This window comes from Mycobacterium sp. SMC-17, assembly GCF_045310915.1.
Lineage (GTDB): Bacteria > Actinomycetota > Actinomycetes > Mycobacteriales > Mycobacteriaceae > Mycobacterium.
The window spans coordinates 1-21,253 of record NZ_JBJIAK010000020.1; the positions used below are offsets into that span (position 1 = coordinate 1).

23 protein-coding genes are annotated in these 21,253 nt (G+C 68.0%); 12 read left to right on the forward strand and 11 right to left on the reverse strand.

What is annotated here, in order from left to right:
- Positions 1-192: 192 nt before the first annotated feature.
- Both ACJH7A_RS14685 and ACJH7A_RS14690 read right to left on the reverse strand, forming a co-directional pair.
- A complete protein-coding gene (locus ACJH7A_RS14685) occupies positions 193-552 on the reverse strand; it encodes a transposase (protein ID WP_406802206.1) in 360 nt (119 codons plus the stop codon).
- Between the two features lie 664 nt (positions 553-1,216).
- The gene (locus tag ACJH7A_RS14690; RefSeq protein ID WP_406802245.1) at positions 1,217-2,518 is read right to left on the reverse strand and encodes a cytochrome P450; all 1,302 of its coding nucleotides are present in this window, start codon (positions 2,516-2,518) and stop codon (positions 1,217-1,219) included.
- A 114-nt stretch (positions 2,519-2,632) separates the two neighbouring features.
- Between ACJH7A_RS14690 and ACJH7A_RS14695 the strand changes: the two genes are divergently transcribed.
- Together ACJH7A_RS14695 and ACJH7A_RS14700 are read left to right on the forward strand one after the other, a co-directional pair.
- Entirely contained in the window at positions 2,633-3,232 is a 600-nt protein-coding gene (locus ACJH7A_RS14695; RefSeq protein ID WP_138248548.1) for a TetR/AcrR family transcriptional regulator, read from the forward strand.
- A gap of 190 nt (positions 3,233-3,422) precedes the next feature.
- Positions 3,423-4,262, forward strand: a complete 840-nt coding sequence (locus tag ACJH7A_RS14700; RefSeq protein ID WP_226521361.1) for a mycofactocin-coupled SDR family oxidoreductase — start codon at positions 3,423-3,425, stop codon at positions 4,260-4,262.
- Positions 4,263-4,469: 207 nt separating this feature from the next.
- On the opposite strand, the gene ACJH7A_RS14705 is transcribed toward ACJH7A_RS14700, so the two are convergent.
- Complete coding sequence (locus ACJH7A_RS14705; RefSeq protein WP_226521362.1) at positions 4,470-5,093, reverse strand: hypothetical protein; 624 nt, start codon at positions 5,091-5,093, stop codon at positions 4,470-4,472.
- Between the two features lie 60 nt (positions 5,094-5,153).
- Between ACJH7A_RS14705 and ACJH7A_RS14710 the strand changes: the two genes are divergently transcribed.
- Positions 5,154-6,704, forward strand: coding sequence for a hypothetical protein (locus tag ACJH7A_RS14710; RefSeq protein ID WP_406802207.1), 1,551 nt, complete (start codon positions 5,154-5,156; stop codon positions 6,702-6,704).
- 20 nt (positions 6,705-6,724) lie between these two features.
- The gene (locus ACJH7A_RS14715) at positions 6,725-8,185 is read left to right on the forward strand and encodes an aldehyde dehydrogenase family protein (RefSeq protein ID WP_406802246.1); all 1,461 of its coding nucleotides are present in this window, start codon (positions 6,725-6,727) and stop codon (positions 8,183-8,185) included.
- A gap of 8 nt (positions 8,186-8,193) precedes the next feature.
- Here ACJH7A_RS14715 and ACJH7A_RS14720 read toward each other — a convergent pair whose 3' ends face one another.
- Genes ACJH7A_RS14720 through ACJH7A_RS14730 form a run of 3 tightly spaced genes read right to left on the reverse strand, consistent with a single transcriptional unit; the run spans position 8,194 to position 10,135 of the window.
- Positions 8,194-8,532 (reverse strand): nitrile hydratase subunit beta, encoded by a 339-nt coding sequence (locus ACJH7A_RS14720; protein WP_226521364.1) that lies wholly within the window; start codon positions 8,530-8,532, stop codon positions 8,194-8,196.
- Positions 8,529-9,248, reverse strand: coding sequence for a thiocyanate hydrolase subunit gamma (gene scnC, locus ACJH7A_RS14725; protein ID WP_226521365.1), 720 nt, complete (start codon positions 9,246-9,248; stop codon positions 8,529-8,531). Before scnC ends, ACJH7A_RS14720 begins: the two co-directional genes overlap by 4 nt.
- A gap of 47 nt (positions 9,249-9,295) precedes the next feature.
- Positions 9,296-10,135: an SH3-like domain-containing protein gene (locus tag ACJH7A_RS14730; RefSeq protein ID WP_406802208.1), complete on the reverse strand. Its 840-nt coding sequence runs from the start codon at positions 10,133-10,135 to the stop codon at positions 9,296-9,298.
- Between the two features lie 373 nt (positions 10,136-10,508).
- Here ACJH7A_RS14730 and ACJH7A_RS14735 point away from each other — a divergent pair, with 373 nt between their 5' ends.
- The 3 genes from ACJH7A_RS14735 (at position 10,509) to ACJH7A_RS14745 (ending at position 12,945) form a co-directional block, all read left to right on the forward strand.
- Positions 10,509-11,306: a class II aldolase/adducin family protein gene (locus ACJH7A_RS14735; protein WP_406802247.1), complete on the forward strand. Its 798-nt coding sequence runs from the start codon at positions 10,509-10,511 to the stop codon at positions 11,304-11,306.
- The gene (locus ACJH7A_RS14740) at positions 11,306-12,178 is read left to right on the forward strand and encodes an alpha/beta fold hydrolase (protein ID WP_406802209.1); all 873 of its coding nucleotides are present in this window, start codon (positions 11,306-11,308) and stop codon (positions 12,176-12,178) included. Before ACJH7A_RS14735 ends, ACJH7A_RS14740 begins: the two co-directional genes overlap by 1 nt.
- A gap of 68 nt (positions 12,179-12,246) precedes the next feature.
- Positions 12,247-12,945, forward strand: a complete 699-nt coding sequence (locus tag ACJH7A_RS14745) for a DUF5666 domain-containing protein (protein ID WP_406802210.1) — start codon at positions 12,247-12,249, stop codon at positions 12,943-12,945.
- A gap of 3 nt (positions 12,946-12,948) precedes the next feature.
- Here the strand turns inward: ACJH7A_RS14745 and ACJH7A_RS14750 are convergent, their stop codons facing one another.
- Entirely contained in the window at positions 12,949-13,344 is a 396-nt protein-coding gene (locus tag ACJH7A_RS14750; RefSeq protein ID WP_406802211.1) for a VOC family protein, read from the reverse strand.
- Between the two features lie 28 nt (positions 13,345-13,372).
- Entirely contained in the window at positions 13,373-14,200 is an 828-nt protein-coding gene (locus ACJH7A_RS14755; RefSeq protein WP_064859965.1) for an oxygenase MpaB family protein, read from the reverse strand.
- Between the two features lie 36 nt (positions 14,201-14,236).
- Here ACJH7A_RS14755 and ACJH7A_RS14760 point away from each other — a divergent pair, with 36 nt between their 5' ends.
- The gene (locus tag ACJH7A_RS14760; protein WP_406802212.1) at positions 14,237-15,202 is read left to right on the forward strand and encodes a cobalamin biosynthesis protein; all 966 of its coding nucleotides are present in this window, start codon (positions 14,237-14,239) and stop codon (positions 15,200-15,202) included.
- Here ACJH7A_RS14760 and ACJH7A_RS14765 read toward each other — a convergent pair.
- The 3 genes from ACJH7A_RS14765 to ACJH7A_RS14775 are packed head-to-tail and all read right to left on the reverse strand — an operon-like array spanning position 15,144 to position 17,141.
- The gene (locus tag ACJH7A_RS14765) at positions 15,144-16,007 is read right to left on the reverse strand and encodes an SURF1 family protein (RefSeq protein ID WP_406802213.1); all 864 of its coding nucleotides are present in this window, start codon (positions 16,005-16,007) and stop codon (positions 15,144-15,146) included. The genes ACJH7A_RS14760 and ACJH7A_RS14765 overlap by 59 nt on opposite strands.
- Positions 16,007-16,495: a low molecular weight protein-tyrosine-phosphatase gene (locus ACJH7A_RS14770; protein ID WP_226521371.1), complete on the reverse strand. Its 489-nt coding sequence runs from the start codon at positions 16,493-16,495 to the stop codon at positions 16,007-16,009. Before ACJH7A_RS14770 ends, ACJH7A_RS14765 begins: the two co-directional genes overlap by 1 nt.
- On the reverse strand, positions 16,488-17,141 hold the full coding sequence (locus ACJH7A_RS14775) for an HAD-IA family hydrolase (protein WP_406802214.1): 654 nt from the start codon (positions 17,139-17,141) through the stop codon (positions 16,488-16,490). Before ACJH7A_RS14775 ends, ACJH7A_RS14770 begins: the two co-directional genes overlap by 8 nt.
- A gap of 55 nt (positions 17,142-17,196) precedes the next feature.
- Here ACJH7A_RS14775 and cobC point away from each other — a divergent pair, with 55 nt between their 5' ends.
- Genes cobC through ACJH7A_RS14795 form a run of 4 tightly spaced genes read left to right on the forward strand, consistent with a single transcriptional unit; the run spans position 17,197 to position 21,204 of the window.
- Positions 17,197-18,207: an Rv2231c family pyridoxal phosphate-dependent protein CobC gene (gene cobC, locus ACJH7A_RS14780; protein WP_406802215.1), complete on the forward strand. Its 1,011-nt coding sequence runs from the start codon at positions 17,197-17,199 to the stop codon at positions 18,205-18,207.
- Entirely contained in the window at positions 18,204-19,328 is a 1,125-nt protein-coding gene (locus ACJH7A_RS14785) for a Nif3-like dinuclear metal center hexameric protein (protein WP_406802216.1), read from the forward strand. The genes cobC and ACJH7A_RS14785 overlap by 4 nt, the downstream gene beginning before the upstream one ends.
- 11 nt (positions 19,329-19,339) lie before the next feature.
- On the forward strand, positions 19,340-20,092 hold the full coding sequence (locus ACJH7A_RS14790) for a zinc ribbon domain-containing protein (RefSeq protein WP_226521375.1): 753 nt from the start codon (positions 19,340-19,342) through the stop codon (positions 20,090-20,092).
- Positions 20,089-21,204 (forward strand): bifunctional RNase H/acid phosphatase, encoded by a 1,116-nt coding sequence (locus ACJH7A_RS14795; RefSeq protein WP_406774992.1) that lies wholly within the window; start codon positions 20,089-20,091, stop codon positions 21,202-21,204. The genes ACJH7A_RS14790 and ACJH7A_RS14795 overlap by 4 nt, the downstream gene beginning before the upstream one ends.
- Positions 21,205-21,253: the final 49 nt, after the last annotated feature.

A 21,253-nucleotide genomic window follows, 5' to 3' on the forward strand; every position in this document is an offset into this window, starting at 1 on the left:
CACACCCAGCCAACCAGACACCCCAATCACAGGCCGACAGCAGCTGACCGTTCTACACCCTCAATCATGAAGAGCCCTCAATGATCTCGGCATCGGTGATGGGATTGGCCCGCCAGCGGTAGTAGGGCTGGCGGGCGAGCTTGAGTACCCGGCACGTCACCGCAACGGGAATCCCGTCGGCGGCGAGCTCACTTACGAGCGGGTAGAGCCTTTTCCCGGCAGATTGGCCTGCGACAAATACGCGGCCGCCCGCCGCAGGACTTCATTCTCTTGTTCCAACAACCGATTTCGGCGTCGTAGCTCGCGCAGTTCAGCGGAATCACTGGTGCTTTTGCCGGTCTTGGCGCCTTCGTCGATATCGGCTTGGCGCATCCACTTGTGCAGCGTCATCGGGTGAACCCCGAAATCGGTGGCGATCTGCTCGATCGTCACACCGTCGCCGCGGTTGCGGGCCACGCGCACGACGTCGTCGCGGAACTCACGGGGGTAGGGCCTGGGCACAGAGACATCCTTCCAGCTCGCCCGTCCGGGGCAAGCCAACTCAGATGTCACCTATTCGTGCAGCAGACCCCCGAAAGAGTCGAGGTCATGGCTGACTGTCGCTTTTTCTCTGGGCGGGAACCCGACAGCTGAGGGCCGTGGGTCCGGTTTGGGGCAGTGATAGTGCGCCAACTATTGTCACGTTCCGACGAGCCGCCGCAAATTTCGTTATGGCCCAATACTTGTTCGCGCTCGGCTCTCGTGATGACCGCAGCCCCGGGCCAGTACGGGCCAAATTTCGCCCCGTAACGCCGCCATGAGCACTTCGTACCGCGACGCTCTCGTTCGGAGTCAAGGCGTTTCGCCTTCCGACGAGTGCTTACGATCGAGTACGCATCGGGAGAGGTAGCGTTCAACGGCCGCCGATCGTACGTGCCCCTCCGGAACGACACGACCCTCTAGTTTCGCCGACGCGCGAATGGACCGCCGACCCGCGCGGGCGACTGCGGCAGGACTGACGACTACGCGTTTCACTCTGCGCGGCATATCGCGTCACCTCACTTATGTTTGAGTCGCTGTCACATTCTATGAGCGCAGCGGGCCGTCAAGCGAGAGCTTTGCGCGGGGGCTGGCAACGAGGAGCCAGCGCAGTGACGGTCACCGATCCGACACCGGACGGACCTTGGGGGAAATGTTGCGTCGACGGCACCCGCCGTCACGATTCCCCTGACGCCTGTCAATTAACATTCGTCGATTCAAACGTACGTTTCAGACTGCGCAGAGCACGACCAGACGCAAACGACATCAGCCAGAACATGAAATTCCCGCGCATAACCGCCGTCAACAGCACCGAGAACTCACCTGACACGCCCGTACCTACAGATAAATCGAACAGGCGGTTGATGGTGACGCGGCCCTCGACCCGAGCCAGGGGAGCGCCGGCACACGTGTGAATGCCACGGCCGAAGGCGATGTGTTCGCGCACGTTCTTGCGATCGAGACGGAACTCGTTGGGATTGTCGAACTTTCGGGGATCCCGGTTGGCCGCCCCGAGACACAGCATCATCACGGTGCCGGCCTTGATCGGCACGCCACCCAGGGTGGTGGACTTGCGGCAGAGGCGGAAGTCCACCTTGGTGGGGCTCTCGAAGCGCAGCGCCTCCTCGATGAATGGGGAGATCAGGTCGCGGTTCTCCCGCAGGTGATGCTGCAGCCCGGGGTTGTCGCCCAGCACCTTGACGGCGGAACTGAGCAGCTTCGTGACGGTTTCCTGCCCGGCGGCGAACAGGAACGTCGCCGGCCGCACCACCTCGAGCAGCGGCGGGACGGAGCCGTCGGGATAGGTGGCGGTGGCCAGCCCGGTCAGCACGTCTTCGCGCGGGTGCTCGCGCCGGTCGGCGATATAGCCGCTGAACAGATCGTCAAGGTACTGAAGGGGATTGGAGCCCACAGGCTCGTGGTCGAGGGCGCCGACTGCGGATCCCGGTACGTTGCCGGCTCCGAGGTTGCGCCGGATCTCGGGGCGATCGTCCTCGGGTACGCCGAGTAGATCCGCGATCGCCAGCGTCGCGAACGGCTTGCCGTACTCGCCGAGGAACTCACACCGGCCGTTCGCGATGAACTCGTCGAACTGCCGGTCGGCGAGGCCCCACATGTAGTCCGAGTTCTCCTGCAGGCGGCGCGGGGTCAGCAGCCGGCTCAGCAGGGATCGGGCGTTCTCGTGCTCGGGCGGATCCATCACCACCATGTGTTCGAAGATCGGGAACTCGTGACGGTGCGCCTCGATGAGCTCGCTGATGTCGTCCCCGTCCGGGGTGAACGGGAGCGGCGGGAACGGGCCGCCGATGGCATTGACCGCCGAGAACGAATCGACATCCTTGAAGGCCGACTGGACTTCTTGGTACCCGGTCACCGCCACCACGCCGTAGTGCGGTTCGCGAGCGACAGGCCCCTGCTGACGCAGATGATCCCAGTACGCGTACGGGTCCTGGGCGATGTCGGGGTTCGTGAAGTAGTCGACGTCGGCGAGGTCGGCCACTGTGGACTTGGGCTGCATGACAGCAACTCCTGATCGATCGATCAAAATGTTAGACTGCCGTATGCCTATCACGCGCCGCGACGGCCGGTCAAGCATTTCGGGGCGGGTTCGTCGATGACCCAGGCACGCAAATCGAAGGCCGATGACGGCGGTGCCCGACAGCGCCTGATCGAGGCGACGGTGCAGATCATGCATGACGAGGGATACGCCGCGGCCACCTCGCGGCGGGTCGCGGCCCAGGCCGGCGTCAAGCAGGCGTTGGTCTATTACTACTTCCCGACCATGGACGACCTGTTCGTCGAGGCGCTTCGTGCCGGCGGGGAAGTGGCTCTGGAGCGGCTGCGGGAAGTGTTGCTCGACGAGGACCCGCTGCGCGCGCTGTGGCGGATCAACAGTGACCCGCGACAGACGGTGTTGAGCACCGAATTCATGGCATTGGCCAACCACCGCAAGGCCGTTGGCGCCGAATTGAAGGCGTACTCGGAACGCGTGCGCGATATCGAAACCGCGGCGGTGACGCTGGTTCTGCGGACCGCCGGCGTGAATCTGGACGCGTACCCGCCGGTGGTGATCTCCATGATCGTCGCTCAGATCGCGCGCAGCGTCGGCAATGAGAATGCAGTCGGTGTGACCCGGGGGCATGAGGAACTCCGCGCGTTCATCGACCGGCAGATCGAGCTGCTGACGAAGGCTGCGGAAGTCGTGCGCGACTGACCTGTCGCCGGACGGGCCGTCGCGCCCGTCCGCTCGGTGACTTCGGCGGCGTCGCCGGCTTTCTTGAATCTCGTCATTGACACTGCGCCGCGTCGCATGCCATGGTTCCTGATCGATCGACCAATTTTTGGGATCGACGGCCGGACCGCCATTCCGCGGCGGCGGCGACAACCAACAGCGAGGTGGATTCATGGCGGGACGGGTAGAGGGCAAGGTCGCATTCATCACCGGAGCGGCCCGTGGTCAGGGGCGTAGTCACGCCGTGCGGCTCGCCGAAGAGGGCGCCGACATCATCGCCATCGACATCTGTGGTCCCGTGAGCAGCAACCCCCAGATCGCACCCGCGACCCGGGACGACCTTGCCGAAACGGCGGATCTGGTCAAGCAGCTGAACCGGCGCATCGTCACCGCCGAGGTCGACGTGCGCGACTACGCCGCGGTGAAGGCCGCTGTCGACAACGGCGTCGAACAGCTGGGCCGGCTGGACATCATCTGTGCCAATGCCGGTATCGGCAATGGTGGCCAGACGCTGGACCATACCAGCGAAGAAGACTGGACCGACATGATCGACGTCAACCTCTCCGGCGTCTGGAAGTCGGTCAAAGCTGCAGTGCCGCATCTCATCTCGCAGGGGCAGGGTGGATCGATCATTCTGACCAGCTCGGTGGGCGGACTCAAGGCCTACCCGCACACGGGGCACTACATCGCGGCCAAGCATGGCGTGGTCGGGCTGATGCGGACCTTCGCCGTGGAGTTGGGCCACCACTCGATCCGGGTGAACTCGGTGCACCCGACGAATGTGAACACCCCGCTGTTCATGAACGAGGGCACGATGAAGCTGTTCCGGCCCGACCTGGAGAACCCGGGTCCGGACGACATGAAGGTCGTCGCGCAGATGATGCACGTGCTGCCGGTGGGCTGGGTCGAGCCAGTGGACATCAGCAATGCGGTGTTGTTCCTGGCCTCGGACGAATCCCGTTATGTGACAGGTCTTCCCATGACCGTCGACGCCGGAAGCATGCTCAAGTAACCCTGATCAGCAACCCAACCGAATAGCCATCAACCCAACGGCAACGGAGCCAAAGACCATGGCCAGTAACAGCTCTCGTATCAACCCGCTGTTCGCTTCAGTAGCACCCGAGGCGCCTGCGTCCCACTCCTGTCCGAGAGCCGCCAAGATCGGCGGGTATGGCGGCCTGGCGGTCGCGGCCTGGCTGGCCACCGCGGTGGCGACCGGTCACGGAGTGGCCGTCGCGGATACCGTTGGCGGGTCGGCGAGTTCATCGTCAACGAGCTCGGCGAGCGCACCGGGTGGGTCGACGTCCCCGGGTACCGCGGGCAGTGCCGCGAGCGGATCGACGACGAACACCGGTACAACCGCAACGGCGGGCAGCACGGGAACGACCGGGACGACCGAATCGGCGAGCGGCTCGGGTGGCACCGGATCGTCTTCGGTCGCAGGGACAGCAGGCACGTCACCGACGTCCGGATCGACCTCGTCGAGCGCCGAGGTGGGCTCGGGCGTGGTCGTCAGCAGCAGTGGGGGAGCCCATACCGGCAGTTCATCGACGACTCCAAAGGGCGACGCACACGAAAGTGCCGGCGGCGGTGCGGCATCGGTGGCGGCCAAGCCGCGCACGAGTGCCAAGGCCTCGTCCAAGCCGGGCGCGAGCACCAAATCCCCGGCCAAGCCGGCGCCTGCGGAGACCACCACCGCCTCGCCCTCCGCGCAAGCGGCGAGCACCGCGGCCGTCAGCACCAATGCCACGGCCAAGACCGCAGCGGCAGTTGCCCCCACGGCCGCCACGACACAGACGATGGCGGTTGCCGCGACGGCTGCCACCGCCACGATACCGGCCACCGCCGCGATACCGGCGACATCAATTACACCGCGGTGCAGACCGATTCGTTCTCAGTGTCGGTGACAGACGGCAAGTTCAACCTGCTGGGCCTGTTCAGCCCGCACAGCGCGAAGGCCGGCATCGACGTTTCGGTGCTCAACCCCGAAGTCCAGCGGGTGATCCTGAACCTGCCCGACACCATTGCCAGCCCGGCGAATCCGCGTTACTCGGCCGACGGCCAATCCATCTTCTTCGCCGGCCAGCCGACCAGCGGGGGCCGCTCGGAGATCTACCAGATCAAGACCGACGGAACCGCGCTGCAATGTGTGACTTGCGGTGTCAGCGTCGGCGAAACCGGAAATCTGGCTAAACCCGTTCCCGTCGACGACGGTTCGGGCCGGGTACTGGTGCTGGTGAACGTCGCCGGGCAGACGCCGCGCTACTCCATGCTGGAAACCGGAATCAACGGAACCCAGCTGGTTTCGATCACCACGCCGGCCGGCGGTGGCTACGCCATCGATCCGCAACGCGAGATGCGGGTGTCGCCGGACGGCACCCACGTGCTGTACACCCGAATCGTGATCGGGCCCAACAACCTGCTGCAGGCCCTGCCGATCGTCGGCACGCTCACCCGCACCGATACCGGCTACACGGTCACCGACGCCCGGGTGGTGTACCCGACCGGCGAGGGCAAGCAGTGGACACCGGACGGTAAGGGCGTGGTGATCCTCGGCGGCCAATTTGATGCGGGCAATGTCGACGACATCGAGGTTGACCTCGCCACCGGCAAGGTCACCAGGGTGACGGCCAACCTCGACTACGACGAGGACATGGATTACTCGCCCAACATGCAGTGGATCGCCATCGGCAGCACCCGCGGGCTGAATGCGCTGACCCCGATGACGCGGATCATCCGACAGAACTTCCTGCCGGTGTACGTCGGCGCACCCGTGTACCTGGAGTGGGCCGCCCCGGTCAACATCTCGAACCAGGAATGGATCGTCCAGGTCGGTGATGAACTCAACCGGGAGAACGGTATTCCGCTGTTCGATGCCGGCGACGGATACGCGGCCCGCAGCATGCCGAGCTGGAATCCCGACGGCACCGCTGTCACGTTCTGGGAGTCCAGCACCGCTGATCCGACGGTGTCCCGACTGGTCATCGCGAACCTGAAGTACACCACCAGCGTCGGCCCGGTGGCGGCGGACCGGTCGACGCCGAGCTCGGATTCGTGGGCACCGGCCCTCGGCAGCTACGTCGCCGCCACCACACCGCTGCCGGCCACCGGCACCTATTCGGGTGTGGGTGGTGGTACCGCGGTGGTGACCGAGGCGCCGGACGCGAACGATCCGACGCGCACCATCCGCACCGTCACCTACACCAACTATGTGAACGAACTGGGCGAGATTCTCAACGGCACCGAATCCGCCGACTACAACGCCAGTCAGACGACGGTCCACTACCTGGCCGATATCACCGTCACCGGCGCCCACACCGGCTATCTGACGGCCGACGCGAACATCAACGCGTTCCAGCAGGCGCTGACCGGCACCATCACCTCCAGTGTCGACGGCGATGTGCAGTCGCTGCCGGACCCGGATGCGGCGCACCAGGCACAGCAGGACGCATAGTCGGCCATCGAAAGGACCGCATCATCGCAAGCGGCAACGAATTACCCAGTGGTGCATTGCTTCTCGGTGCGGATCGGGTTACGGGATCATCCGGTGGGACCCACCGCCACGTGTATCCCGGCACCGGTCGGGTGAATGCCGTCGTCGAGATGGCCGGCGCCGTGGAAGTCGACAGTGCGGTCGAGACGGCGGCGCGGGCGCAGCGAACCTGGATGTCGTACCCGCCCGACCGGCGCCGCGACATCCTGTTCGATCTGGCCGATCTCCTCGGTGAGCACCACGGGGAGTTCGCCCGGATCAACACCCACGACTACGGCGTGCCGACGTCGTTGGCCGCGACGTCGGTGCTGACAGAACGGTTCTTCCGGTTCTACGCCGGATACGTCGACAAGGCCGATGGCGCAAGCACTCCCGTGGCGGGCGGCTTCGACCTCAACCTGGTGGAGCATGAACCGTACGGCGTCGTGGGCGTCATCGCGCCATGGAACGGCGCCCTGGTGGTGATCGGGCTGGCGGTCGCACCGGCCCTGGCCGCGGGCAATGCCGTGATCGTGAAGCCGTCGGAACTCGCGCCGCTGGCGGCACTCCGGTTCGGCGAACTCTGCCTGGAGGCCGGCCTACCTGCCGGCCTCGTCAATGTGCTGCCCGCGGGCGCGGACGGCGGCGAGGCGCTCGTGCGGCACCCCGGTGTGGGCAAGATTCATTTCACCGGCGGCACCGCCACTGCCCGGCGGGTGCTGACCGCCGCCGCCGAGAACATCACCCCGGTGGTCGCCGAACTCGGGGGCACCGCCGCCGCCATCATCTTCGACGATGCCGATCTGGATGCCGCCGCGAACCTGTCCGCGCACCAAGGGCCGATCATGCAGGCCGGGCAGAGTTGTGCCTGCAGTAGCCGAATCCTGGTTCACAACAATGTCTATGACGCGTTTCTGGACAAGTTCCTCGCCGCTGTCACGCGGGCGCCGATCGGCGACCCGCTGCGCTCCGATGTCCTCTTCGGTCCGGTCATCAACCAGGCCGCCGTCGACCGCATCCTGGGTACCATCGCGCGGGCGACGGCAGAAGGATCCGGCGAACTCGTGCTGGGCGGCAACCGGATCGGCGGCGAGCTGGCCGCAGGGTTCTACGTCGAGCCGACGGTGTTCGCGGACGTCGACAACCGCTCACCGCTGGCCCAGCAGGAGACCTTCGGGCCGGTGGTGTCGGTGCTGCGATTCCACGACGACGCCCAAGCGGTGGCGCTGGCCAACGACACCCGTTACGGGCTCAACGCATTCGTCCACACCACGAATCTGCGCCGCGCCCATACGGTGTCACGGCAGCTTCAGGCCGGGTCGGTCTGGGTGAACACCCGAAGCGACATCCAGCCGCAAAGCCCCTACGGCGGATACAAGCACAGCGGCTTCGGCCGGTCGGGCGGAATCGAAGGCCTGCGTGAGTTCCGGCAGACCAAGAACATCCGGATCAAGGTGTCCTGACCGCGGCGTCAGGCCTCCAGCCTGGCCCGCACGCTGGCGAGTCGTTCCTGCAACTCCGCTTCGCTGATGACGCCACGGGCCACGAGCGAGTGGGCGAGCGAGACCAACTGGCTCTCGGGGTACGGCAGGCTCGCATACACCGTGGCGGAGAGGGCGTCCTCTTCGTCGCGGCGGTCCTTGAAGTTGAGCACCTCGGTGTCGCACGCCGAATGGTCCAGTGCGTCGCACAAGCCGTCGAGGCTGGTTTTCCATGGGGGAACGGGGTTTTCGACACCCCACTTGGCGGCCATGCGCGACCACACCTGGTCGCGGGCCACGATGTCTCGCAGTGGGGCGATCTCGGTCATCCGGCCGTCCCCGGGTGCATGGCGGGGCGCGTCGTCACGATCGCGTTGGTGGTCACGCCCGGTTTGGGCAGTGCCACCCCGATCAGGCAGTCGCGCGTGATGATCTCGGCCAGTTGATCTTCGGTCCAGCCGTCGGTGCCCTCGGGGCGCATCGGCATCACCATGAACCGGTGCTTCTGGTTGGAGTCCTCGACCCGGACCTCGATGTCGTCGCGCAGGTAGAGCCCGAACTCGGCCAGCACCTGACGCGGCCAACGGACCAGGCGCCGGCGGTAATTGGGCGTGCGGTACCACTCGGGGGAGTTCCCCAGGATCGGCCGCGGATAGCACGAGCACAGCGCGCAGACGATGACGTGATGCACTGTCGGCGTATCGGCGAGAATCTGGAACGCGACGAAATCGCTCGGGGTGCCGAAGCCGGTCGGCTCCAGCCAGTCGACGCCGACGGCCTTGCTGGCGGCCAGTGAATCGTTGACGGCCAGCTCTTTGAACTCGGGGTCCAGCCAGGCGCGGGCGACGAGCCGCGCCGCCGGGGTGGGGCCGATCTGTTCGGCGAACTCGGTGAACCGCCGATGCTCCTCGGCGGTGAAAATGCCCTTCTCGATGCACAATTCGCGCAGGGCGATCTCGAGGACCTCGAAGTCGGTGATCTCGTCGACCATGGGTTTCACGGTGCGGGCGTGATCGTGGTCATGATCATGATGGTGATCCGACATACAAATCCTTTCTGGTATCAGTGAATTGAGCGCATCGGTGATTCGAGCTAGGTGGCGGCTTCCAGCCAGCGTTCGGGGATTTCGGTGCGGAGGGTGTCCTTCGCTGTGCCGGTGTAGTCGTGCCACAGCTCGGACTGGTTGAACTCGACGACGTAGAACCACTCGGGCGGCGCCTCGGGGATGTCCCACGTCTCGTCCTCCGGCGCCGGGCTCTCGTAGGCCAGCACCGCGATCTTGCCGGTCGCGCCGCGCACGTACTCCGGGGTGCGGGTGTAGAAGATCACCGGCAGCTCCCGCACCCGCACGGCGTCGCCGACCTTGAACTTCGGTGTCCCGGCCTTACCGGCGTAGATCTGCGGATCGCCGATGCCGACGGCTTCGATGTGATGCTTGTTGCGCTTGACGTTCGCCCCGTCGCCCTCGGACCTGGGCTTCGCCTCGAGGGTCTTGCCGTCGAGCCCGCCCTCGTAACGGCCCCTCACCTCGGCCATCCGTTCCATGAGTTCGCCGAGGCTGATGTGATGCTTCTCGATCAGGACCCGGGCGACCGACAGCAGCCAGCGGCCGTAATAGGGCAGACCCAGGTACTCCGCACGGCCGACGTCGACGTTGCCGATGCGGCGCCGCTCCTCCGACAACCAGATGCCGCGCCAGGCCAGCACCTCGCAGATGACGTACGTCATGTGTTCCCACAGCTCGTACTGCTTGTTGACGTACTCCATCGGGGCGTCGGGCTCGCCGCCCACGTCGTGCACCGGTTTCAGGTAGGCCTGGATCCGGGCCGTATCCAGCATGTCGGGGTAGGGGGCGTCGGGAAGTTCCGGGTAGGACGATTTCAGTCGGGACACCAAGCCCAATTGGGCTGCGCGCTCGGCCGCTGTGCTCATGACAGCTCCTCAGGTTGTGCAGACGCGACAAACTGACGCGAGGGCCGATCCGGCATCCAACACATGCTGAGGGACGAACGCACCCCCGCGTCCTGGCTCACATGACTACCCAGCGACCATAACCCGGCTTCGGTGGTTGCGGGCCGCTTTGGTGGTATTCGCCAAAGGCATTGCCATGCAACGCTATTCAGTGCCCATGAGACAGTAGCGGACGGGTTGTTGCCGCAGGTGTGGCCCGGCGGCCCTACCGATCGAGTTCACTGCCCGGTAGTCAGCAAATCCCGCCTTCCGCCGAGCGACCTGACGTGTGATGCTTGCTCGGTATCGGCGTCGGAAGGGCCTGGCGATGGATGTGAGCACGATCAGCGACGAGATGCGGCAACTGCTGGAACGGGCGCTCGGTCCCTTGCCCGATCCCTGCGATCTACCTCTTCCGCCCACGGGCCTGTCGGTCGAGGAGGAGCGCGAGCAGCGCAAGCGCGATCTCGCGGTCGCGTTCCGGGTGTTCGGCAAGTTCGGGTTCTCCGAAGGTGTCGCCGGGCACATGACCGCCCGCGATCCGGAGCACCCGGAGCTGTTCTGGGTCAACCCGTTCGGCATGAGCTTCAACCAGATTCGCGTCAGTGACCTCATCTGCGTCGACCACCAGGGCCGCGTCGTGCACGGCACGCGGCCGGTCAACGCGGCCGCGTTCACGATCCACGCGCAGGTGCACAACGCCCGGCCCGACGCCGTCGCCGCGGCGCATACCCACTCGCTGTACGGCAAGGCGTTCTCGGCGCTCGGCATCCCGCTCGAGCCGCTCACCCAGGATGCCTGCCCCTTCTACGAAGACCACGGTCTGTACCTCGACTACCGCGGCGTGGTCCTCGCCGAAGAGGAAGGCAAGAACATCGCCGCCGCGATCGGTGACAACAAGGCGGCGATCCTGCGTAACCACGGCCTGATCACCGTCGGCACGTCGGTCTCGGCGGCCGCGTGGTGGTTCGTCACGATGGAGCGGTCGTGCCAGGCGCAACTGCTCGCGATGGCTGCGGGCAGGCCCACCGTCATCGACCACGACACCGCCAAACTGGTGCACAGCCAGATCGGCAGCGACCTGGTCGCCTGGTTCCAGTTCCGGCCGCTGTGGGAGCAGGTCGTCGCCGGCCAGCCGGACGTCTTCGACTGATGGGCCTCTTCCCGGGGTTCACCGACGAGCGGCTGGCGGTCAACGGTGTCGAGATTCAGGCCGTCATCGGCGGCTCGGGCCCGCCGCTGCTGCTGCTCCACGGCGCACCGCAATCCCACGTCATGTGGCACCACCTCGCACCCCGGCTGGCCGAGCGGTTCACCGTCGTCGCGACGGATCTGCGCGGCTACGGCGACAGCTCGAAACCGCCCGGCGGCGGTGACCATGCCGACTACAGCTTCCGGACGATGGCCGCCGATCAGGTCGCGTTCATGGACCAGTTGGGCCACAACGTCTTCAGCGTGGTGGCTCATGACCGTGGCGCACGCGTGACACACCGGATGCTGCTCGACCACCCCGAGACTGTCACCCGGGCCGCGCTGCTCGACATCGTGCCCACCAAGTACGTCTACGACCACACAGATCAGGCTCTGGCCACCGCCTACTTCCACTGGTTCTTCTTCATCCAGCCCGCGCCGCTGCCCGAACTCATGATGGAGCCGAGCGCCGCACTGTTGCTCAAGGCGTTTCTCGGCGCCTTCGGCGGCACGGACTGTTACGACCCCGCGGCCATGGCCGAGTACGAGCGCTGCTTCGCCACGCCCGAGGCCATCCATGCCATGTGCGAGGACTACCGCGCCGCGGCGAGCATCGATCTGGTGCACGACGCCGCCGACGGCGGCCGAAAGGTCGAGTGCCCGTTGCTGATCCTGTGGGGCACGCGTGGCGTCGTCGGGCGGCTGTATGAGCCGCTCGAGGTGTGGCGGCAGTACGCCGGCGACGTTGGGGGTCACGGCATCGACGCCGGCCACTTCCTGGCGGAAGAGCGCCCCGACGAGACGCTCGCGGCGCTGGACGAATTCCTCAGCTGACCGCGGCGCCCAGCGTCTTCATATCAAGATCTGGGCTGATTCATGGCTGGGCCGTTCACTGTGGGCTCATGTCCACTACATCCCGTACCCGGCGCTACGGCGTCGTCACTCTCGCCGGATTCGCCGCGCTGTCCCTGGCGGCCTGCGGATCATCGAACACACCGTCGGCCGGTTCCAGTGCCGCCGCCAGTTCAGCGCCGTCGTCCGCGAGCCCGGCACCTGCGGCTCCCGGCGGTCCGGGCGGTAAAGACCGGCTGTCCGGGCTGGTCAACTCGGTTTCAGGCGGCACGGTATCGATCACCGGGAAAGACGGGCCGGGGACCGTGGACATCACGTCCTCGACGCGCATCACCCAGCTCGCCGCCGGCCAGCTGACCGACGTCACGGCCGGCGAGTGCGTCGCGGTCCGCCCGGTCAAGGGCAACGACACCGGGAACGCGGTGACGGCCGCCAACGTCCTCGTCGGCCAACCGGGCAACGCGCAATGCGGTCAGAAGGGCGGAAAGCGCGAACACGGCATCAACGGCACGGTTGCCTCGGTGAACGGCAGCACGATCATGGTCACCGACGCCGACAACGCGCAGATCACCGTGACGGTGACACCCGATACCCGCTACACCAAGAGCGCCGCTGCCGACGCGAAGGCGATCGCCGCCGGGATGTGTCTGGGCGCGCGCGGCACCAAGGACGGCAACGGCGCCCTCCAGGCCACGTTCGCGATGGTGCGGCCGGCCGTGAACGGGGCGTGTGGCGGCGGGCACCGCTGACGCTCATTCCGGCGGCGCGAAGAACTCCAAGGCGATGCCGTCGGGGTCGCGGAAGCTCAGACCGGAGCCGTAGGGCGCGTCGACGACGCCGCCATGGGTGATGCCCAGCGCCTCGAGTTTGGCGGCCCAGTCGACGAGCTCGGCCCGGGAGGCGCAGCCGAAGCCGACGTGGTCGAGGCCGGCCCGGAACTCGCTGAACTGGCCCGGTTCGATGTCGCGGTCATGCTGGTGGATGCCGAACAGAGTGCCGCCGGGCAGTGCCCACACCAGATGCCGGTAGCCGGCGTCGGTGTGTTCGTCGAGCACCGGGTCCTCGCCGATCAGGTTGCGGTACCAGCGGCCGCTGACCGCCATGTCGCTGACGGTGACCGCGACATGGTTAAGGGCCGCAAATGCCATGAGATGCCTCCTGATCGTGAATGTTGTTTCATACCACTGGTTTTCCGCGCCGGGCGCGCGACCGCATGTCCCACAGGTACAGCTGGTAGCCCAGCAGCCAGACGTCGCGCGGGATCACCCGGTCGGCCAGCCGCACCGCCGTCAGCAGCCGGTCGAACCAGCGCTGCTGGGTGGGTGTCCACGCCAGCTTCATGTGGGTGCGGAACTCGGCGGGCAGGAAGCCCGTCGTCGCGAACAGGTTGAAGGGACCGGCCAGCTGCCGCAGTGGGGTGGGCAGGAACGCCAGGGCCGCCACGCCGTGCAGGTGTTGGCGGACGGGCTCGTCGATCTGCAGCTCGTCGAGCGTGCGTTTCCAGTACTCGTCGAAGGCGACGCGGTCGGCCGGCCACATGCCCTCGCGCACCTGCAGCGTGGTGCCGAGGGTGCGGGCGTCCTGATAGATGGCGTCCGCGGCCGCGGGGCTCAGCGGGCCGTAGAGGAACTCGTGCTGGTCGATGTAATAGCGGTAGAGGCACGACGCCACCCACAGCTGCAGCTTCGGATCGAACGCGGTGTATTTCACGGGGCTCGACGCCGTCGACCGCACCAGCGCGTGCACCCGGTCGACTTCGCGGCGGATCAGCGCGCGGTCGTCGTCGGTGCCGTACACCGCGGCCGCGAGATAGGTGCCGGTGGTGCGGGCGCGTTTGAACGGGTGCTTGTAGACGTTGCCGCTGTCGACGGGACTCTCCAGCACGCCGTAACCCACGCCGGGCAGGGCCAGTTGCATGATGACGTTGGCCGCCGGCGCCAGTGCCGCCGCGGGGTTGATGAGGTCGACAACCCGCTTCGGATGCCGAGGTGGACCGAGCCGCATGGTGCCGAGTAAACACCCTGTGAGACGCTGCCCGGCGTGTTTGACAGAAGCGCCCCGCGGGCGGCCGGTCTGGTGCTCGGCTACCTGGCCGACGTGTGCTGGGCCGACCCCCGCCGCGGCCATCCGGTAGCGCTGTTCGGGACGACGGCCGCCGCCCTGGAACGGCGTACATACAGCGACAACCGACTGGCGGGGGCCGGTCACACCGCGGCGCTGCTGGTCGGGCTGGGCGCACTGGGTCTGGGCCTGGAACGCGTCGCGCGGGGTCCGGTGGCGAAGACGCTGGTGACCGCCGCGGCGACCTACACCGTGCTGGGCGGGACGTCGCTGGCCCGGACCGGCGCCGACATGGCGGCGCGGCTCGAGCGCGGTGACGTGGCTGCGGCGCGCGAGCTACTGCCGTCTCTGTGCGGGCGTGATCCGTCGGCGCTCGACGCCGACGGGCTGGCCCGGGCCGCGCTGGAGTCGGTCGCGGAGAACACCTCCGACGCGCAGGTGGCACCTATCCTGTGGGGTGCGGTCGCCGGGGTGCCGGGCCTGCTGGTGTACCGCGGCGCCAACACCCTCGATGCCATGATCGGTCACCTCAACCCGCGCTACACCCGATTCGGTTGGGCGGCAGCCCGATTGGACGATGTCCTCAACTACCTCCCGGCCCGCGTGACGGGGCTGTGCGTCATGGCGGCATCGCGCCGGCACGCCGCGGCGTGGCGGGCGTGGCGCGCCGACGCGCACAAGCACCCGAGCCCCAATGCCGGTGTCGCCGAAGCGTCCTTCGCCGGGGCGCTGGGCGTGCGCCTCGGGGGAGCGACGCAGTACGCGCACCGGCTGGAGATGCGGCCGACCCTGGGCGTCGGGCCCGCGCCGGTGCCCGCCGATCTGCGTCACGCGGTGCGACTGACCCGCCGGGTGCAGGCGCTGGCGACGGTGGTGGCCGTCGGGCTCAGCGGCGCCGGCCGTAGCGGTCGGCGAGCTTCTGCTCGGTCTTCTCCTCGGCGGTGAGTGGCGTGGCCGGTTCCTCGGGGTCGGGCCCGCCGGAAGTGTCGGTGCCCGAGCCGGATTGGGCCTTCTCCAGCCGGCGCTGCCGGATTTCGGCCATCACGAAGTAGCCCAGCCCGATCGGCGCGACGATGCCGAACGCGATCCACTGGATGCCGTACGACAGGAACGGGCCGGCATCCAGGTGGGGAAGCGCGATGACCCCGAGACCGCCCGGTTGGCCGTCGACGAGCTGTAGGTACTCCGCGGTCAGCGGCACGCCGGTCAGCTGCGAAATCTGGGTCGGGCTGATCGAGTACACCTGCTGGATGCCGTCCTGCTTGAACGGTTCCTTGCCCGACATGATCGGCTCGGCGTCCCGCAGCCGCCCGGTGATCGTGACCGTCCCCGGCGGCGGCGCGGCGAAGGGTGGCACGCCCGGACCGTCGCCCTGCTTCACGTAGCCGCGGTTGACCAGCACCGTCGGGCCGCCGTCGACCGCGAACGGGGTGAGCACCTCATAGGACGGGTCGCCGTCATCGGTCCGCAGCCGGACCAGCACCTGCGCCTCGGGGCGGTAGTGGCCCGTCGCCGTCAGCCGCCGCCACTGCGCGTCCGGGTCTGACGAATCCTGGTGCGGCAGGACCGAAAGCAGGGGCGCGGGTTCGGTGTTCAGCGACGACGCGATCTGGTTGTTCTCGCGGGAGGTGCGGGTGTTCTTGCCCAGCTGCCACGGCGCGAGCACCGTGAAGCACAGGTAGGCGAACGCGATCACCACGACGAACAGGGCCAGCCACTGCGGCCGGAAGAGGAACCCGAGCCGGCGCATCAGTCGCCTCGCTCCGCCAGTTGCTTGTCGACCCAGTCGTGCAGCCCCGGCAGCGACGCCTCGATCACCGCGAAGGTCTCCTCGAAATCGTCGATGCCGCCGTAGTACGGGTCCTCGACGTCGAGCGCGTGCGCGCCCGAACGGGGGTCGAACGAGCGCATCATCCGCACCCGGTCCGGATCGGCGCCCAGGTCGCTCAGGATGCGGGTGTGGTTGCGGCCCATGGGAACGATCATGTCGGCGGCGAGATGGTCGGCGTCGATGGCCGCGGCGGCGTGCGCGGTGGGGTAGCCGTGCGCGCGCAGCACCCGTTCGGCGCGGCTGTCGGCGGGGTCACCGGCGTGCCAGCCGCCAGTGCCGGCGCTGGTCACCCGGACCAGGCCGGCCAGCCCGCGCTCGTCGATCTGGTGGGCGAACATCTTCTCGGCCATCGGCGATCGGCAGATGTTGCCCGAACAGATGAACGTCACGTGCACGCGGTCAGACACCCAGCACCTCCCGTAGCTCGTCGACGGTGGCGACCCGCCGGACCGTCGAATCGTCGGTGAAATCGGCTGCGCCGTAACCCCAGTCGACGACGACGGTGTCGATGCCGTGGTGCGCGGCGCCATGGACGTCGTGTGACCGGTCGCCGATCATCAGCACCTGCTCGGGCACTGGGGCCAGCTGGGCGAGCGCATGGGCGACGACGTCGGCCTTCGCCGACCGGGTGCCGTCGACGCTGGCGCCGGCGATCACCTCGAAATGGTCGTGGATGCCGAAGTGCTCGACGATGCGCCGGGCCGTCGGTTCGGCCTTCGACGTCGCGACGGCCAGTCGTACCCCGGCGGCCCGCAGGTCGGCCAGCAGGTCCTCGATGCCGTCGAACATGCGGTTCATGGACCAGCCGCGCGTGGTGTAGTCGGCGCGATATGCGGCGATGGCGTCGGCGGCTTTGTCGCCCAGGCCCAGCGAGCCGAGTGTCACATGCATCGGCGGGCCGACGATGCGTTCCGTCAAGTCGTCGTCGGGCACTGCGTCACATATCTGGGCGGCGCCGACAGCGCCGAGCGCATGACGGAAGCTGGCGACGATGCCCTCGGCGGAGTCGGTCAGCGTCCCGTCGAGGTCGAATAGCACCAACTGCGGGGTCACGGTGTCATTGTCCCTGATGTATCTGGCCGCCTGCGCCGCGCATTAGGGTCTACGTGTGGAATCCGGGGCGCGCTATCACGGCGATCAGGCGGTGGCGCCCGGCATGCTCGACTTCGCGGTGAACGTCCGCGGCGCCGGCCCGCCGCAGTGGCTGGCCGACCGGCTCGCGGCCCGTCTGACCGATCTGGGTAGCTACCCGACCGCTGCCGACGTGGCCGCGGCCCGCGCCGCCGTCGCCGCCCGGCATGGCCGTGACCTGCAGGAAGTGGCCCTGCTGGCGGGCGGCGCCGAGGGTTTCGCGCTGCTGCCGCAGCTGCGGCCGCGCCTGGCGGCGCTCATCGCGCCGTCGTTCACCGAGCCCCAAGCCGTGTTCGACAGCGCCGGCGTGCCCGTCGCGCACGTGGTGCTGGACGCGCCGTTCGGGCTGTCTGGGGCGGCGGTGCCGGCCGAGGCGGACCTCGTGGTTGTGGGCAATCCCACCAATCCGACCGGCGTCCTGCACCGCCGCGACGAGATTCTGGCGCTGCGCGCGCCCGGGCGCCTCGTCGTCGTCGACGAGGCCTTTGCCGACGCGGTCCCCGGTGAACCGGAGTCGCTGGCCGGCCGGTCGCTGCCCGATGTCGTGGTGCTGCGCAGCCTGACCAAGACCTGGTCGCTGGCCGGGCTGCGGGTCGGCTACGCGCTGGGCTCACCCGAGGTGCTGGCACGGCTGACGGCGCAGCGGCCGCACTGGCCGCTGGGCACACTGCAGTTGGAGGCGTTGACGGCGTGCTGCTCTGCCGAGGCGGTAGCCGAGGCCGACGCGGGGGCACGCCGGTTGGCGCAGCTGCGGGCCGAGATGGCGGCGGGCTTGACGGCGGCCGGATTCCCCGTCGCCGCCGGTGTCGCGCCCTTCGTGCTGTTCTCGGTGCCGGACGCCGAGCTGGCGCGGAAGCGCTTGGCGGAGAAGGGAATCGCGGTGCGCCGCTGCGACACGTTCTTCGGGCTGCCCGACGGCTACCTGCGTGCGGCGGTCCGGCCGGAATGGCCGGTCCTGGTCGAGGCCCTACAGGAGGTGCTCTGGTGAGTGTGCCGTTGCGTGACGTCATCGCCGCGCTGGACCACGCCTATCCGCCGGCCCTGGCGCACAGCTGGGACTCGGTGGGCCTGGTGTGCGGCGACCCGGCCGAGGCCGTGGAGTCGGTGACCGTCGCTGTCGACGCCACGGCGGCCGTCGCGGCGTCGGTGCCCGACGGCGGGCTGCTGGTGGCGCACCACCCGCTGCTGCTGCGCGGTGTCGACACCGTGGCCGCCGACACCGGCAAGGGGTCGCTGATCCACTCGCTGATCCGCCGTGGCGCGGCGCTGTTCAGCGCGCACACCAATGCCGATGCGGCCGCGCCAGGGGTGTCGGACGCCCTGGCCGAGGCACTGGGCCTGCAGGTCGAGGCGGTGCTCGACCCCGCCGAGGCGCGCGCTGACCTGGACAAATGGGTCGTCTTCGTACCGCACGTCAACGCCGACGCGGTCCGGGACGCCATGTTCGCGGCCGGTGGCGGGCAGATCGGCGACTACTCGCACTGCAGCTGGGCGACCATGGGCGTGGGCCAGTTCCTGCCGCACGAGGGCGCGTCGCCGACCATCGGCATGGTCGGCGCCATCGAGCAGGTCGCCGAGGACCGCGTCGAGGTGATCGCGCCGTCGCGGCTGCGGCGTGCGGTGCTGACGGCGATGCGCGCGGCGCACCCCTACGAGGAACCGGCATTCGACGTCCTCACCCTGGCGCCGCTGCCGTCGGACGTGGGGATCGGGCGTATCTGCTCGTTGCCGGAGCCGGAACCGTTGTCGGCCTTCGCCTCCCGCGTCGCGCGTGGTCTGCCCACGACGTCGTGGGGCGTGCGGGCATCTGGTGATCCGGACGCGCTGGTGTCACGTGTCGCGGTCTGCGGCGGCGCGGGCGACTCGCTGCTGAACACGGTGACGCGGGCGGGCGTCGACGCCTACGTGACCTCCGACCTGCGCCATCATCCGGCCGACGAGCACCGCCGCGCATCGGACGTGGCGCTGGTCGATGTGGCGCATTGGGCGAGTGAATTTCCGTGGTGCGAGCAGGCCGCCGGGGTCTTGCGTGCACAATTCGGTGATGCGTTGCCGGTGCGGGTCAGCCAGATCCGTACCGACCCCTGGAACGTCGAGATAACCTGCTGAGAGACGTGAAGATGAAAGCTGAAGTGTCGCAACAACGTTTGTTGCTCGAGGTGGCCGAAGTGGACGCCGCGCTGACCCGCCTGACGCACCGGTCGACGCACCTGGTCGAGCAGCAGCGCTTCGACGCCGTGCAGGCCGAGCACCGCGAGGCCAATGATCGGCTGGCGGCGCTGAGCATCGCCGTCGAGGATCTGGACGCGCAGATCGCCAAGTTCGAATCCGAGATCGACGCGGTGCGCCAGCGTGAGGCCCGCGACCAGAAGCTGATGGAGAGCGGCTCGGTCGGTGCCAAGCAGGTGGCCGAACTGCAGCACGAGCTGGAGACGCTGCAGCGCCGGCAGGCCGCGCTGGAGGAGCAGCAGCTGGAGATCATGGAGCGTCGCGAAGAGCTGCAGGGCGAGCGGAACGAGGAACTGGCTCTCATCGACGCGCTGCAAGGTGATCTGACCTCGGCGCAGGTCGAGCGCGACCAGGCGCTGGTGTCCATCGACGAATCGCGGAAGGTGGCGACCGACCGCCGCGCGGCGCTGCTGGGTTCGGTGGCCCCGGAACTGGCCGAGATGTACGAGAAGCAGCGCAAGCAGGGCGGTGCCGGCGCGGGCCTGCTGCAGGGCAGCCGCTGTGGCGCCTGCCGCATCGACCTGGATCGTGGTGAGCTGTCCCGGGTTTCGGCGGCCGCGCCCGACGATGTGCTGCGTTGCCCCGAGTGCGGGGCGATTCTGGTGCGGGTCAAGGACTTCCGTGCGGGAGAAACCGGTCTGTGAGAGTTCTGGTCGAGGCCGATGGTGGGTCGCGCGGCAATCCGGGACCCGCGGGCTATGGCGCCGTGGTGTTTTCGGATGACCGGGCCGAGGTGCTGGCCGAGAGCAGCGCGTCCATCGGCGTGGCGACCAACAACGTCGCCGAGTACCGGGGTCTGATCGCGGGGCTGGAGGCCGCGGCCGCTCTCGACGCCGATGACGTTGCGGTGTCGATGGATTCGAAGCTGGTGGTCGAGCAGATGTCGGGCCGCTGGCAGGTCAAGCACCCCGACCTGATCGCGCTGAACCGCGAGGCGGTGGCGCTGGCCCGGCGGTTCGGGCGGGTGAGCTACACGTGGATTCCGCGGGCGCAGAACTCGCACGCCGACCGGTTGGCCAACGAGGCCATGGACGCTGCGTCGGCATCGGTGGCGGCTCCGGTGGCGGCTCCGGTGTCGGTGGCTCAGCCGGCGCCGAAAGCTGCTGCGGCACAACCAGCCGCGCCCGGATGGACCGGCGCCGTGGGTGCGCCGACCCGGTTCCTGCTGCTGCGCCACGGGCAGACCGAGCTATCAGTGCACCGCCGTTACTCGGGCCGGGGCAACCCTCCGCTCACCGAATTGGGGCGTGAGCAGGCCGCGGCGGCCGCGGCGTATGTCGCTGGTATCGACGGCATTTCGGCCGTCATCAGCTCTCCGCTGCAGCGCGCACTGGACACCGCGAAGGCGGCGGCGAATGCGCTCGGCCTTGACGTCACCGTGGACGACGACCTCATCGAGACCGACTTCGGTGCCTGGGAAGGGCTGACCTTCCGCGAAGCGGCCGAACGGGATCCGGAGTTGCACGGCCGCTGGCTGGGGGACACCAGCGTGGCGCCACCCGGTGGCGAGAGCTTCGATTCGGTGACCCACCGGATTCGGCGGGCCCGCAACCGGATCATCGCCGAGCACGGCGCGACAACGGTACTCGTGGTCTCGCACGTGACTCCGATCAAGACCATCCTGCGCCAGGCGCTCGATGCCGGGCCCGGCATTCTGTACCGCCTGCACCTGGATCTGGCGTCACTGAGCATCGCCGAGTTCTTCGGTGACGGCGGTTCCGCCGTGCGACTGGTCAATCAGACCGCATACCTGTAGTCGGCGCTGTTTGCTGGGGAACCGTCAGCTTGTTCCCAGGTTTGTTGCG